This is a genomic window from Microbacterium sp. NPDC080005, from assembly GCF_040702445.1.
Classification (GTDB): Bacteria; Actinomycetota; Actinomycetes; order Actinomycetales; family Microbacteriaceae; genus Microbacterium; species Microbacterium oleivorans_D.
Window position 1 is genome coordinate 459775 of sequence record NZ_JBFBLD010000001.1, and the last position, 12691, is coordinate 472465.

General features: G+C 70.7%; 13 protein-coding genes. 7 read left to right on the top strand and 6 right to left on the bottom strand.

Translation table 11 applies throughout. The annotated features are described in order from the left end of the window. Positions 1-6: 6 nt before the first annotated feature. Positions 7-378, bottom strand: a complete 372-nt coding sequence (locus tag AB0259_RS02205) for a response regulator transcription factor (RefSeq protein ID WP_308222239.1) — start codon at positions 376-378, stop codon at positions 7-9. Positions 379-467: 89 nt separating this feature from the next. On the opposite strand from AB0259_RS02205, the gene AB0259_RS02210 reads away from it, so the two are divergent. From AB0259_RS02210 to AB0259_RS02220, 3 genes are read left to right on the top strand one after another with little or no spacing between them, the layout of a single operon-like run. Beyond that, a complete protein-coding gene (locus AB0259_RS02210; protein ID WP_366220929.1) occupies positions 468-2144 on the top strand; it encodes an ATP-binding protein in 1677 nt (558 codons plus the stop codon). Between the two features lie 40 nt (positions 2145-2184). Continuing rightward, entirely contained in the window at positions 2185-2880 is a 696-nt protein-coding gene (locus tag AB0259_RS02215) for a hypothetical protein (RefSeq protein WP_366220927.1), read from the top strand. After that, the gene (locus tag AB0259_RS02220) at positions 2877-3431 is read left to right on the top strand and encodes a hypothetical protein (RefSeq protein ID WP_366220925.1); all 555 of its coding nucleotides are present in this window, start codon (positions 2877-2879) and stop codon (positions 3429-3431) included. Before AB0259_RS02215 ends, AB0259_RS02220 begins: the two co-directional genes overlap by 4 nt. Positions 3432-3829: 398 nt before the next feature. Here the strand turns inward: AB0259_RS02220 and AB0259_RS02225 are convergent, their stop codons facing one another. The 4 genes from AB0259_RS02225 to AB0259_RS02240 all read right to left on the bottom strand — a co-directional run bounded on the left by AB0259_RS02225 (position 3830) and on the right by AB0259_RS02240 (position 8532). After that, complete coding sequence (locus AB0259_RS02225) at positions 3830-5173, bottom strand: hypothetical protein (protein WP_366221406.1); 1344 nt, start codon at positions 5171-5173, stop codon at positions 3830-3832. An 87-nt stretch (positions 5174-5260) separates the two neighbouring features. Further along, entirely contained in the window at positions 5261-6946 is a 1686-nt protein-coding gene (locus AB0259_RS02230; RefSeq protein ID WP_366220924.1) for a tripartite tricarboxylate transporter permease, read from the bottom strand. 12 nt (positions 6947-6958) lie between these two features. Next, on the bottom strand, positions 6959-7516 hold the full coding sequence (locus AB0259_RS02235; protein WP_251579637.1) for a tripartite tricarboxylate transporter TctB family protein: 558 nt from the start codon (positions 7514-7516) through the stop codon (positions 6959-6961). Beyond that, positions 7513-8532, bottom strand: coding sequence for a tripartite tricarboxylate transporter substrate binding protein (locus AB0259_RS02240; protein WP_366220923.1), 1020 nt, complete (start codon positions 8530-8532; stop codon positions 7513-7515). Before AB0259_RS02240 ends, AB0259_RS02235 begins: the two co-directional genes overlap by 4 nt. Positions 8533-8703: 171 nt before the next feature. Here AB0259_RS02240 and AB0259_RS02245 point away from each other — a divergent pair, with 171 nt between their 5' ends. Both AB0259_RS02245 and AB0259_RS02250 read left to right on the top strand, forming a co-directional pair. Then, positions 8704-10275 carry an ATP-binding protein gene (locus tag AB0259_RS02245; RefSeq protein ID WP_366220921.1) on the top strand — a complete coding sequence of 524 codons (1572 nt, stop codon included), beginning with the start codon at positions 8704-8706 and terminating at the stop codon, positions 10273-10275. Beyond that, positions 10272-10934, top strand: coding sequence for a response regulator (locus AB0259_RS02250; RefSeq protein ID WP_366220920.1), 663 nt, complete (start codon positions 10272-10274; stop codon positions 10932-10934). Before AB0259_RS02245 ends, AB0259_RS02250 begins: the two co-directional genes overlap by 4 nt. 4 nt (positions 10935-10938) lie before the next feature. On the opposite strand, the gene AB0259_RS02255 is transcribed toward AB0259_RS02250, so the two are convergent. Continuing rightward, positions 10939-11508, bottom strand: coding sequence for a dihydrofolate reductase family protein (locus AB0259_RS02255; protein ID WP_251579646.1), 570 nt, complete (start codon positions 11506-11508; stop codon positions 10939-10941). A 70-nt stretch (positions 11509-11578) separates the two neighbouring features. On the opposite strand from AB0259_RS02255, the gene AB0259_RS02260 reads away from it, so the two are divergent. Next, positions 11579-12145, top strand: coding sequence for a TetR/AcrR family transcriptional regulator (locus tag AB0259_RS02260; RefSeq protein WP_366220918.1), 567 nt, complete (start codon positions 11579-11581; stop codon positions 12143-12145). Then, positions 12142-12621 carry an SRPBCC family protein gene (locus AB0259_RS02265; protein ID WP_366220917.1) on the top strand — a complete coding sequence of 160 codons (480 nt, stop codon included), beginning with the start codon at positions 12142-12144 and terminating at the stop codon, positions 12619-12621. Before AB0259_RS02260 ends, AB0259_RS02265 begins: the two co-directional genes overlap by 4 nt. Positions 12622-12691 lie beyond the last annotated feature (70 nt).

The following is a 12691-nucleotide window of genomic DNA, read 5'->3' on the forward strand; positions in this document are numbered from 1 at the left end:
CGGTCGTCAGCCCGCGTGCTCGAGCAGCTCGGTGACGTGCGCGACGATCTCACGCGGCCGGAACGGCTTGGCCACGACTTCGTCGACGCCCGCCCGCAGCGCCTCCTCGCGGTCCGAGGTGTGCACGCGTGCGGTGAGCATGATGATGTGCGGCTGCGGGATGTCGGCGGCGCGGATCTCCCGAGAGGCCTGGATGCCGTCGGTGCCGGGCATCATCCAGTCCATCAGGACGACCCGGGGGCGGTCGGCGACGACCCGCTCGACCGCTTCGCGGCCGTTGCCCGCGCGCCCGGCGACGATCCCGGCTCGCTCGAGACTGGAGACAAGGAGCATAGCGATGTCGTCGTCGTCGTCAACCACGAGCACGGATATGTCCACCCCCGTACTCTGACACGATCACGGGTCGCGGAAGAACCCGGGTCGCGGCGGGGGGATCGCCGGAGCTTTTCTGGTAAAAGGGGGCCGATGTGAGCAGGAAACCTCTGTGGACACCGATGCAGTCGGGGGATCTGTTCCTGCGGCTGCAACTGCCGTTCCTCGCGGGCACGCTCTTCGTCGTCGTGGCAGCGGGTCTCGCGGTGCCGAGCCTGTGGACGTCGCCGCTGCTGCTCGCCGGCGCGGGTGCGGCGGTCGCGGCATCCGTCGCCTTCGTCCCGTCACGGGGCGGCTGGCTGCTGACGCCGTGGGGCATCGTCGTCCCGCTCGTCGACGTCGTTTCGGTGGCGCTGGTCCGCGCCGAACTGTTCGGCTACATCCCGACCGTCGGTGTGCTCTGCCTCATGCCGTTCGCGTGGATCGCACTGCGGTACCGCTGGCCGGCGCTGTCCTTCGTCCTCCTCGGCGGGATCCTCATCTCCGCCCTTCCGCTGGCCATGCGGCTCGAGTCGCTCTCGACGCCGCTGATGGTCCTCAACCTGGTGACGCTGCCCGTCCTCACGACGGGCATCTCGGTCGGCATCCATCTCGCGGCGGGCAGCTTCCGCCGGAGCCGGCGAGAAGTGCAGGACACCGCCGAGTCGCTCGCGTCGACGCTCGCGCAGTCGAGGGACGACGAACTCGTGCTGCGCACCGTGCTCGACACCGTCAACGGTGCGGTCGCCTTCTACAACGCCGACGGTCGTCTGGTGCTCGCCAACCGTGCCGCGCAGAAGCTCGCCGAATCGGTCGGGTTCCGTTTCGACGATCCGCCCTACGCGGGGCCGAACGTGTGTCGGGGCGACCGGACGACACCCGTCCCGTGGGAGCAGCAGCTCGTGCCGCGCGCCCTCCGTGGCGAGGTCATCCACAATCATCTCGAGTGGTGCGGTCCGGAAAGCAACCAGACGGCGATCCTCTCGTCGTCCCGCCAGGTGCACCGGCCCGACGGAGCGCTGCTCGGCACCGTGATCGCGGCCTACGACGTCACCGACCTCGCTGACGCCGTCGAGGCGCGCGAGGAGTTCCTGACGACCGTGTCGCACGAGCTGCGGACACCGCTGACTTCTGTCGTGGGGTACACCGAGCACGTCGTCGACACGCTCGGACCGGATGCCGAGAAGCTCGGCGTCGCGCAGGCGCTGAGCGCGATCGCACGCAACGGTGAGGTCCTGCTCGAGCGGGTCTCGCAGCTGCTCACCGCGGGCAACAAGCGGATGGTGCTCGCGCCCGCGCCGGTCGATGTCGTCGCGCTGGTCGAGGAGACCGTGGCCGTCGTGACGCCCTTCGCCAGTCAAGCGGGTGTGTCCCTGTCCGTCGAACGCGAGGGCGACGGCGTCGTCGCCGACGTGGACGCGCGCCGCATCGAGCAGGCGATCGAGAACATCCTGACCAACGCCGTCAAGTTCACTCCGCGCGGCGGCTCGGTCACGGTGCGCGTCGGCGGCGAGGGCGAGCGGGCGCTGATATCGATCTCCGACACCGGTATCGGGATGAGCGCGGAGGACAAGCAGCGCGTGTTCGACCGCTTCTACCGCGCGAGCTCGGTGCGCAAGAACGCCGTCCAGGGCATCGGGGTGGGGCTGTCCATCGTGAAGTCCATCGTCGACGCGCACGGCGGCGAGGTCACGATCGAGAGCGAACCGGGCGAGGGGACGACGATCGGCCTGTCGCTCCCGCGCACGAGGGAGACGACGCCGCCGGCGGAGGAGTTCGCCCTGTCGGCATGAGGAGAGTGGATGCCGGTGCGCGCGTCGCTAGGATGACGCCGTGACAGCCTCCGGAGACGAGCCGCGGGACAGCCGGTCCTCGCGGAACACCCGGTGGCTGCGCGAAGCGACCGACCGGGTGCCGACCGCCTGGATCCCCGGCGTCCTCACCGCGGTGTTCCTCGGTGCGGCGGCCGCGTTCGGCGGCCTCGAGGCCGTCGCCGCCCCGCCCCTCGCGACGCTGCAGCCGGGCGACGAGCACCGCAACGACATGCTGTCCATCACGGTGGAGCGGGCGGTGCTGATCGACACCCTGCCCGACGCGGGGGCCTACGCCGACCCGGAGAAGGGACAGCGTGTGGTCGCTGCCGTCGTCCGCGCGGAGAACGTGTGGGACACCGCCCTGCCCGGAGGGACGTCGACGTCGACGCCGACGGGGCTGGCGGGCTCGCTCATCGCCGCCAACCTGGACGGACGGGCGCCGGATGCGGTCGCGCGACTCGACGACGCGACGACGTCGGTCTGGCTTCAGCCCGGTGTTCCCGCCGAGCTCGTCGTCGCCTGGGTCATCGACGAGGACGAGCTGTCGGCGGACGACGCACTCGAACTCGAGATCCGGGACTTCACGCTCCGGGAGGGCGCCTTGATCCTGGAGGGGCGCTGGTGGGACACCCCCATCGTCGTCGCGACGATGGACGTTCCACTGACGGATGTCGGCGCCGGGGCCGACCAGCCGCCCGCGGAGGAGTCGGAGTGAAACGTGCGGGAGTCTGGGGCGTCGGCATCCTCCTGCTCGTCGCCGCGTGGTTCGTCACCCAGGTGACCCCGGGGCAAGAGCTCACCGAGTCCTCCTTCATCCAGACCGTGGCCGTCGGGGATCACGCCGTCGGTCGCGAGATGATCGTCACCGTCACCGACGTCGGGGCAGCGGACGCACTGTCGGATGCGAACGGGTGGTCTGCGGAAGGCAACTGGGTCTTCGTCGACGCGGACGTCGAGTCGCGATCGACCGAGATCTCCGTGCGTCTCGGGTTGGCCGTGCTGGTCATCGACGGCGCGACCTACCGCGCGAGTGAGCGACCGGAGGCGTCGTTGTTGGGCCGGCAGCTCGAAGTCGGTGTTCCGACGAGCGGCAGCCTGGCGTTCGAACTGCCGGCGGACCTCCGTCGCGGTGACGCCGTCATCCGGCTCACGGTCGACGATCAGGACTGGCGGCTGGACTCCGTCGTCGAGCTCCCCGTCGAGCTGGGGCAGCTGCCCCGGGACGACGACCACGAACTGGCGGCATTGTCGGGGGGTGGCGTGTGAGCGGCTGGTGGCGACGCAATCGGGGCGCACTTCTCGCTCTCGGCATCCTCGTCCCCGTCACGGTCGGAGTCTTCTGCGGCTGGGAGTGGTGGAAGGCCGCGAGCGGGCAACCGACGTTCGCCGTCACTGCGCAGCAGGGGGAGTCCGTCGACCTCGGCGGCGTCACCTTCGGGCCCGCGCGAGTGACGGAGACCACCATCGCTGACACGGAGATCCCGGCGGGCACGAAGATCCTCGCCGTCAGGGTCCCGGTCGACCGGCACGGGGGCGTGACGGGGTGCCAGGTCTACGCGCTCCGCGAGCTCGACGGGAGGGAGCGGGTCTTCGAAGCCGACACGGCACTCGTGCCGTGGGACTACAACCGGTACACGCTGTGTCCGATGGATCCCGAGGCCGAGCTATTCCCGGCGGGCCCGTTCAGCATCGACGTCCCGTTCATCGTCCCCGACGACGTCGACGGACCGCTCGGCGTCGAGCTCCTGATCGTGGACGAGCTGCCGCGCTACGCGCGACTCGTCGTCGTGCCCTGACGCGACGACGGGGGCCCCGATGAGAGCACCCACGGTGGCGTCGTACGTGCTCGCGATCAGCACCGTGCGGAACGGTTCGATGATGAGCGGCGCGACCAGGAGGAAGATCGCCCCCCATGATCGCCAGAACTCGACAGGGCTCTGCGGTCCGACCAGGCGCGTCACCGCGAAGTCGATGTAGTCCTGGCCGAGCAGCAGCAGGACGTAGGCGAGGACGTACCCGCCGATCAGGATCGGCCCACCGCGCCACATCAGGACGAGTGCGCGCCAGACGGGCTGGAACCTCGCACCGACGCTCGCGCCGATGTCGCCCAGTCTGCGGCGCAGCCGCTGCGGGACGGTGCCGTAGCGCTGCCGCGCCCGTTCCACGAGGCGTCCGCGCCACTGCAGCCCTTGAGGAGCCACGGCCTGGCCGTAGATGACCCCCGCGACGGTCAGCCAGGCGAGGGGCACGCCGATGAGCCCCGCGGCGGCGGCGACGACGGTGGCCACGGCATCCCACGCCCATCCGAGCGGCGCGAACCAGGCGCCGACGGTCTCGCGGAGATCGCCGATCCAGGCGATCGCACGACGCGACTGCACCCAGGCCGAGACCTGCCCCAAGGCATCGCCGATGAAGTAGGCCGCCAGGAACACCCACAGGCCCTCGAGGTAGGTCGCCGCGAGGGAGCTCCAGCGAGGGAAGCGGTCACGCCAGCGGTTCCACGCCCAGCGGCCGGCGAACGCGAGGACGACCACGAGGATCGTCCACGGCTCCCACGAGAGCTTGTCCACGGCGCCGGAGGTGTCGATGTCGACGCCCGTGGCGGCGGCCGTCGCGTCGCGGCCAATCTTGACCTGCAGTGCGGTGTCCAGGTAGCTGGCGACATCCTCGGTCAGGAACCCCAGGGCCGCGTAGACGGCGATGAACGGCAGGGTCGACGACAGCATCGCGTCGCGGAAGGCCATGCGCCGCGCCCGCGGTTCCGTCGGCGGAGGGGCGATCGCCCCCAGCCGCACCATGCCGTCCCGAAGGACGAGGAACATGCCGACGTAGCCCAGGAGTTTCGCCAGGATGGCGATCGGGATCAGCAGGATGCCGCCGAGGGCCGTGTATCCGCCGACGAAGCCCGCGACCTCGAGGCCGATGTAGCGGCCCAGGGTTCCCGCGAGGTACCAGGCGAGCAGGGCCGGCCAGTGGCGCACGAGCAGCCGCCACGCCAGGCCGAGCATCGTTCGCACGGTCTCACCGTAGTGGCCCCGGCACGACGACGCCCGCCCGACCACGGGGATCGGGCGGGCGTCAGCGGATGCCGCGACTCAGCCGGCGCCGCCGTCCGAGTCGCCGGTTCCCCGCCGTCCCCGGCGCTCGCGCTTCGCGGCGGCCGCTGCGAGCTCGGCACGGATCGTGTCGGTGCGGACGTCGGTCGGGCGGTCACCGGCATCCCACATCCGGTCCACGGCCGCCTGCGGGTGGCCCTCCTCGGCGGCGAGCGACGCCTCGAGCGCGCGCTCGTAGCGGCTCTGGCGCCGCTTGAGCCACAGACCCGCGACGAGCAGCACGGCGAGCACCGAGTAGGCGACCGCGGCGAAGGGGTGCAGCACGAGGTCACCGAGGTCGCCCTGGCTCAGCTGCAGCGCCTTGCGCAGCTGCTGCTCGCCCATGGGGCCCAGGATGAGGCCCACGATCAGCGGCGCGATCGGGAAGCCGAACCGGCGCATGAAATACCCGAGCGCTCCCACGATCAGGAGGATCGCGATGTCGAGCGTCGAGAAGCTGACCGCGTACGCTCCGAGCACCGCGAAGGTGATGATGCCCGCGTACAGGTACGGCCGAGGGATCTGCAGCAGCTTCACCCAGATGCCCGCGAGCGGCAGGTTCAGGATGATCAGCAGCACGTTGCCGATGTAGAGGCTCGCGATGAGCGCCCACACCAGGTCGCCCTGGTTCTGGAACAGCTGCGGGCCGGGCTGGATGCCGTACGACTGGAACGCCGTGATGATGATCGCGGCGGTCGCCGTCGTGGGCAGGCCCAGCGTCAGCAGCGGCACGAGCACGCCGGCCGCCGCCGCGTTGTTCGCGGCCTCGGGACCGGCGACGCCCTCGATCGCGCCGCGACCGAACTGGCTCTTGTTCTTCGAGAGGCTCTTCTCGCTCGCGTACGAGAGGAAGGTCGCGACGTCCGCGCCGCCGGCGGGGATCGTCCCCACCGGGAAGCCGATGAACGTGCCGCGCAGCCACGGCTTCCACGAGCGCTTCCAGTCCTCGCGGCTCATCCAGTTGCGCCACCCGCGGGTCACCGGGATCACGGGGATCGGTCCGTGCCGCAGCCGCGCCGCGACGTAGAACGCCTCGCCGATCGCGAAGAGGCCGACGGCGACGAGCACCACGCTGATGCCGTCCGACAGAGCCAGGATGCCGAGCGTGTACCGCGCCTGCCCGGTCGTGACCTCGGTGCCGATGAGCCCGATGAGCAGGCCGATGCCCAGCGAGGCGAGACCCCGCGCGGGCGAGGACCCGAGAAGAGCGCCGACGGTGATGAAGGCGACGACGATCAGCGCCACGAAGTCCGCCGGAGCCAGGTTCACCGCGAAGCGCGCGATGATCGGGGCGAACAGCGTCAGTAGGGCCGTCGCGATCGTTCCGGCGACGAACGAGCCGATCGCCGCGGTCGCGAGTGCCGCGGCGCCCCGGCCGAGCTTGGCCATCTTGTTGCCTTCGATGGCGGTGATGACCGACGCCGATTCGCCGGGGGTGTTGAGCAGGATGCTGGTGGTCGACCCGCCGTACATGCCGCCGTAGTAGATGCCGGCGAACGTGATGATCGCCGCCGTCGGAGAGAGGGAGTAGGTCAGCGGCAGCAGCAGCGCGACGGTCATCGCCGGGCCGATGCCCGGGAGCACACCGACGGCGGTGCCGACGATCACGCCGATGAAGGCGAAGAGGAGGTACTCAGGCTGCAGCGCTGTCGCGAAGCCCGCCATGAGGGAGTTCAGAGCGTCCATGATCTCTTCCGATCAGCCGAACAGGGGACCGGGGCCGTACCACCAGTCGAAGGCCATGCCGCGGGGCAGCGACAGGCCGAGGCCCTCGCCGAACAGCAGCTGGGTGCCGATACCCAGGACGAGCCCGGCGAGGAAGGCGACCCACGGCCGCTTGGCGCCGAGGGTCCAGGCGGCGCCGCCGAAGAGGAGCGCCGCGACCATCCACCAGCCCAGGATCTCGAGGAGGACGATGACGCCGACGACGAGCCCCACGAGCTTGAGGATCGTCCACCAGTCCGTCTTCGCATCCGGGTCGATGTCCTCGCCGTCCTCAGGGGTGGCGACCCTCCCGCGCATCGCGGCGACGACCAGGAACGCACCCGAGGCGAGGAGGATCGCCGAGACCAGGAACGGGAACACCTGGGGGCCGATCACCCCGCCGGCCGGCACACGGATGGAGAATGCGCCGACCAGGGCGAAGACCCCCAAGGCGACGATCACGGCGGCGAAGATCAGGTTGCCGATGCGGTCCGCCCCCCAGCCGGGGCGCGCGGTCTCCTGCGCGCCCCGGTCCAGAGTGCTCTCGCTCATGACACGAGACCGATGTTCTTCAGCGTCCCCGTGACTTCGGTGATGTTGTCGTCGACGAAGGTCGTGAACTCGTCGCCGGTGAGGAAGGCGTCTGTCCAGCCGTTGGTCTCGAGCGCCTCCTGCCAGGCGGCCGACTCGTGCATCTCGGTGACGAGGTTCACCAGGCCCTCGGCATCCGCGTCGCTGATCCCGCCCGGGGCGAGCAGGCCGCGCCAGTTCGTGTAGGTGATGTCGAAGCCCTCGTCGATCATCGTCGGCGTCTCCGGCAGCAGCTGCGCCGGCTCCTCGCTCGAGACGGCGAGGGCGCGGAGGTCGCCGGACTCGACGTACTCCGCGAACTCGCCGACACCCGAGATGCCGGCGGCGGCGTTGTTGCCGAGCAGGAGCGAGACCGCCTCGCCACCACCGGCGTTCGGGATGTAGTTGAGCTTCTCGGTGATGCCGGCGCCGTCGAGGCCTGCCTCTTCGAGCAGGAGCCCAGCGAGGATGTGGTCCGCGCCGCCCGCGGAGCCGCCCGTGATGGTGACGGACTGCCCGTCCGCGACCACGGCGTCGACGAGATCCTGCAGGGTCTGGTACTCGCTGTCGGCCGGGACGACCACCACGAGCGGCTCCTCGGTGAGGCGAGCGATCGGGGTCGTGTCCTCCATCCGGTTCTCCGCGGCGTTCGTCTCCACGGCGCCGACCATCACGAGGCCCGTCACCATGAGCGTGTACGGATCCTTCTCGTTGGCGAGGCTCGCGAGACCGACCGTGCCGCCCGCGCCGCCGATGTTGGTAACGGCGGCCGTCCCGACGAGGTCCTCGTCGGTGAGCACCGCGGAGACGGCGCGACCGGTCTGGTCCCAGCCGCCGCCCGGGTCGGCGGGGACGATGATGCTGACGTCGTCGACCTGGGCCGCAGCCGCTTCGGATTCCGTGCCGCCGCCGCCCACGGCGGCGCCGCGGGGGTTGCAGCCCGAGAGGGCGAGGGCGGCGACACCGGCGAGGGCGACGATCGCGAGGGACTTGCGCATGGGGGACTCCTCTTCGAGTTCCGCCGAGGCATCCTCGCCTCGACGTCCGTTCGGACAGACGCTAGAGACCGCGCCGAGGGCTGTCGCGCTTGCGCAACTAAGAGCGAGTTCGGAAAGTATTGGTCCCGCTCGCGGTGGGCATGCCCGGGCGCCGCGGGGGAGAATGAGCGCGTGCCCCGAGCGATGTCGCTGAGATGGCAGCTGCTGCTGCTGCAAGCCTTCATCGTCTGCGTCGTCATCGTGATCGCCGGGGTCGTCGCGATCTCCCTGCAGGAGCGCTCCATCCGAGAGTCCTACCGGGAGCGGATGGTGGGGGTCGCCCTCTCCATCAGCCGGTTGCCCTCCATCGCCGAGGCGTTCGACGACCCCGACCCGAGCGCGACGATCCAGCCGATCGCCGAAGTGATCCGCGAGGCATCCGATCTCACCTACGTCGTCGTGACGGATGCGGCCGGCATCCGCTATTCGCATCCGAACGAGGACCGCATCGGCGAGGCGGTCTCGACGGACCCGTCCGCTCCACTGTCGGGTCAGGTGTGGTCGGGCACCGAGACCGGCACGCTCGGCGAGTCCTACCGGGTGAAGGTGCCGCTGTACGCGGGCGGAGCCGTCTCGGGGGAGATCATCGGATCGGTGTCGGTCGGTGTGCTCGAGTCCGAGCTCGCCGCCGACGTGCAGTCCCGCCTGCCGTGGCTGCTGCTCGCCCTCGGCGGCTCCGCCGTCGTCGGCGTGTTCGGCGCGGCCGGCGTGGCAGCCCTCATCCGTCGCCGGATCCTGGGGCTGGAGCCGGGTCAGATCGCCGAGCTCGTGGGAGAACGCGAGACGATGCTCCACCGCCTGTCGGAGGGCGTCGTGCGTGTCGACCGCGACGGCGTCGTCGTGAGCGCCAACGACGCAGCGGTGCGCTTGCTCGGTGCGGGCCCGCTCGTCGGAGAACGGGCCTCGGACGTGCTCGAAGGGCCCATCCACGAGGTGCTCGTCAACGGCGAACGCGAGGGGCGCCTCGTGCTCGCGGGGGAGCGGCCGCTGATCGCGCGTGCGACCGGTCTCCACGACGACGACGGCAGGCCCGTCGGCGGCACGCTGCTGCTGCGCGATCACACCGAGCTGCACCAGGCGGTCCGCGAGATGGACGGTCAGCAGTCCCTCACCGACGGCCTGCGCGCGCAGGCGCACGAGTTCGCGAACTCGATGCACGTGGTGTCGGGGCTCCTCGAACTCGGCGCCTGGGACGACGCGCGCGACTTCATCGCGCGGATGCAGCCGGGCGGTTCGCTCGACATCGGTGCCGCCGGCGAGCAGCTCGGTCCCGAGCTCGCCGCACTTCTGTCGGCGAAACTCGCGCGATCGCGGGAGCTCGGCATCACGTTCTCGATCGATGCCGAGGGTGCCGTTCCCGCCGCCGTCGCGGGCGATCTCGTCACCGTCGTCGGCAACCTCGTCGACAACGCGTTCGACGCCTGCCGTGCGGGCGACACCCTGGCGCTCGCCGTCCGCGCCGATGCCGACGGAGTCGTCATCGTCGTCGAGGACAGCGGGCCCGGCGTCGACCCGGCTCTCGCCGACCGCGTGTTCGATGAGGGTGTCAGCACGAAGGATCCGAGCGCCCGCACCCGGGGTGTGGGGCTCGCACTCGTGCGTCGCATCGCCCGCCGACACTCGGGCGACGTCGTCCTCAGCCGCTCCGAACTCGGTGGCGCCTGCTTCCGCGTCGTGCTGCCCGTCGCCGCGAGGGTGTCGTGAGCCTCCGCGTGCTGGTCGTCGACGACGCTCCTGCCGTCGCGCACCTCCACGGTCGATTCGTCGCCGCCCACCCGGAGTGCGAGCTCATCGGCACCGCGGCATCCGGTCCCGATGCCGTCGCGGCGATCCGCTCGCTCCAACCCGACCTGGTGCTCCTCGACGTCCACCTGCCAGGCTTCTCGGGCATCGAGGTGCTGCGTGCCGTCCGAGCGGATGCCGCCGTCCGCCAGCCCGAGGTCGTCGCCGTGACCGCTGCCCGCGACGTCGAGACAGTCCGCGACGCGCGGCTCATGGGCGTGCGCCACTACATCGTGAAGCCGTTCACCGCGCACGACCTGCACCAGCGGATCGACGACGTCATCGCCGAACGAGGGGCCGCGGCATCCGGTGGCACCCTCGATCAGACGCGGATCGACGCGGTCATGCGTCCGTCCGCGCGCAGGTCGCTGCCGAAGGGACTCACCCGCGAGACGCTCGACCTGGTGCACGACGCGCTGCGGCGCCTCGGCGGGGGGACGGCGGCCGACCTCGCCGCCGAGCTCGGCCTGTCACGTGTGAGCTGCCGGCGTTACCTCGAGCACCTCGCCGATGAGGGGGCTGCCCGCCGCACGATGGACTACGCGACGGCGGGTCGGCCGAGCACGCGGTACGTCGTGTAGGCGATCAGCGCGCCGCCGCGTACTCCTCGATCACCACTCCGGAATCGAACGCGCGCGCACGGCCCAGGTCGAACGACCGGGGCGTGTAGGCCGATCCGCCGAAGAGCGGGAGGCCGGAGCCGAACGTCACGGGGTTGCGCTTGAGTATCAGGCGGTCGATCTCGGGGAGCAATGACCCCGCGAGCTGACCACCGCCGCACAGCCAGAGGTCCGCGCCCGGCTCGGTCTTCAGCTCGCGCACCGTGCGCAGCGGTTCATCGGTGACGTCGAGTTCGGCGGAGAGCCCGTGCGGCCGGTGAGTCGCGACGACCTGCCGCAGATGCGGGTAGGGGCTCGGCACCCCGATCTCCAGAGCCGGAGCCAGTGTGTTGCGCCCCATGATCACGGTATCGAATCGTCCCGCGGCGAGTGGGATGCCGAGGGTCTCGGCGACGTGCACGGGAAGGGTCTCCGGGAACTCATCGAGCAGGGTGCGCATGTGATCCCCCTCGACCGGGAATGCATCCGTCTCGCCGTCAGGTCCGGCGATGAAGCCGTCCAGGCTGACGGCGACGTAGTAGACGAGTTCACGCATCACAGCTCCATTCACGACGTTTGTCGTGGTTAATGTACGACATGTGTCGTGATCGCGCTACAGTCGCCTCATGGCCCGCAACGACGAACGACGCGCCGCGCTCGCGGACGCCGGGATCCGCGTCCTCGCCGTCGAGGGGGCACGCGGGCTCACCCATCGCGCCGTCGACGCGGCCGCCGGGACTCCGCAGGGCACGGCGTCGAACTACTTCGCGACGCGGGCCGACCTCATCGCCGCCCTCGTGGCACGGATCGGACAGCGCCTCGCGCCCGACCCCACCGCCTTGGCGCCTCTGCGTGATCGGGAACCCAGCCGCGAGGTGTTCGGTGACTACATCCGTGACATCGTCCGCCGCCTGATGGCCGACCCGCACGTCGCACTCGCCCTGTTCGAACTGCGTCTGGAGGCCGCGCGTCGTCCCGAGGTCGCGGGCGCACTCGCCGAGTGGCGTCGTCAGGGCTTCGAGAACGACGTCGCCTTCAATCGCGCAGCGGGTCTGCCCGGGGATGCCCTCGAGATCGCCCTGTTCCACTACGCGGTCGACGGTCTGGTCTTCGACCGGCTGACCCAGCCGCTGGACGACGGTCTCGGCGTGGACCACGCTGTCGACGTCCTCGTGTCGCGGTTGCTGCCGTGACCGGCAGCGGCGGGACCACCTTCACCGAGGTGACCCGCGTCGCGTGCGACCCCGCGACGCTGTTCGACCTCTCGCTGTCGATCGACGCGCACCTGGACTCGATGCGTCGATCGGGCGAGCGCGCCGTGGCCGGCGTCACCAGCGGCACGATCGGGCTGGGGGAGACGGTCACCTGGCGCGCGCGTCACTTCGGGGTGATGTGGACCATGACCTCGAAGATCACCGCCCTCGACCGCCCGCGGCGATTCGTCGACGAGCAGGTGCGAGGGCCGTTCCGCGCCTTCCGCCACGAGCATCGCTTCGAGAGGGACGGCGACCTCACCCTGATGACCGACACGGTGACGCTGTGCTCGCCGCTGCTCGGACGGATCGTCGAACCGCTCCTGCTGACGCCCTACCTGCGGCGGCTGATTCGCTCCCGCAACGAGGTCCTGGTCGAGAAGGTCACCGCCAATCGGGGCGTCGACGGCCGGTGAGGCGGCGACTCTTCCCGTCCACCGGGGATTTCCGTGCGCGGCGCGATAGCGTGGGAGCGCGTCCGTCCCC

What these genes read in the sequence shown, in the direction of transcription:
- AB0259_RS02230 (WP_366220924.1), bottom strand. Translation starts at nt 6,946, where the DNA reads ATGGACGCTCTGAACTCCCTCATGGCGGGCTTCGCGACAGCGCTGCAG.
- AB0259_RS02240 (WP_366220923.1), bottom strand. Translation starts at nt 8,532, where the DNA reads ATGCGCAAGTCCCTCGCGATCGTCGCCCTCGCCGGTGTCGCCGCCCTC.
- AB0259_RS02255 (WP_251579646.1), bottom strand. Translation starts at nt 11,508, where the DNA reads ATGCGTGAACTCGTCTACTACGTCGCCGTCAGCCTGGACGGCTTCATC.
- AB0259_RS02260 (WP_366220918.1), top strand. Translation starts at nt 11,579, where the DNA reads ATGGCCCGCAACGACGAACGACGCGCCGCGCTCGCGGACGCCGGGATC.
- AB0259_RS02235 (WP_251579637.1), bottom strand. Translation starts at nt 7,516, where the DNA reads ATGAGCGAGAGCACTCTGGACCGGGGCGCGCAGGAGACCGCGCGCCCC.
- AB0259_RS02225 (WP_366221406.1), bottom strand. Translation starts at nt 5,173, where the DNA reads ATGCTCGGCCTGGCGTGGCGGCTGCTCGTGCGCCACTGGCCGGCCCTG.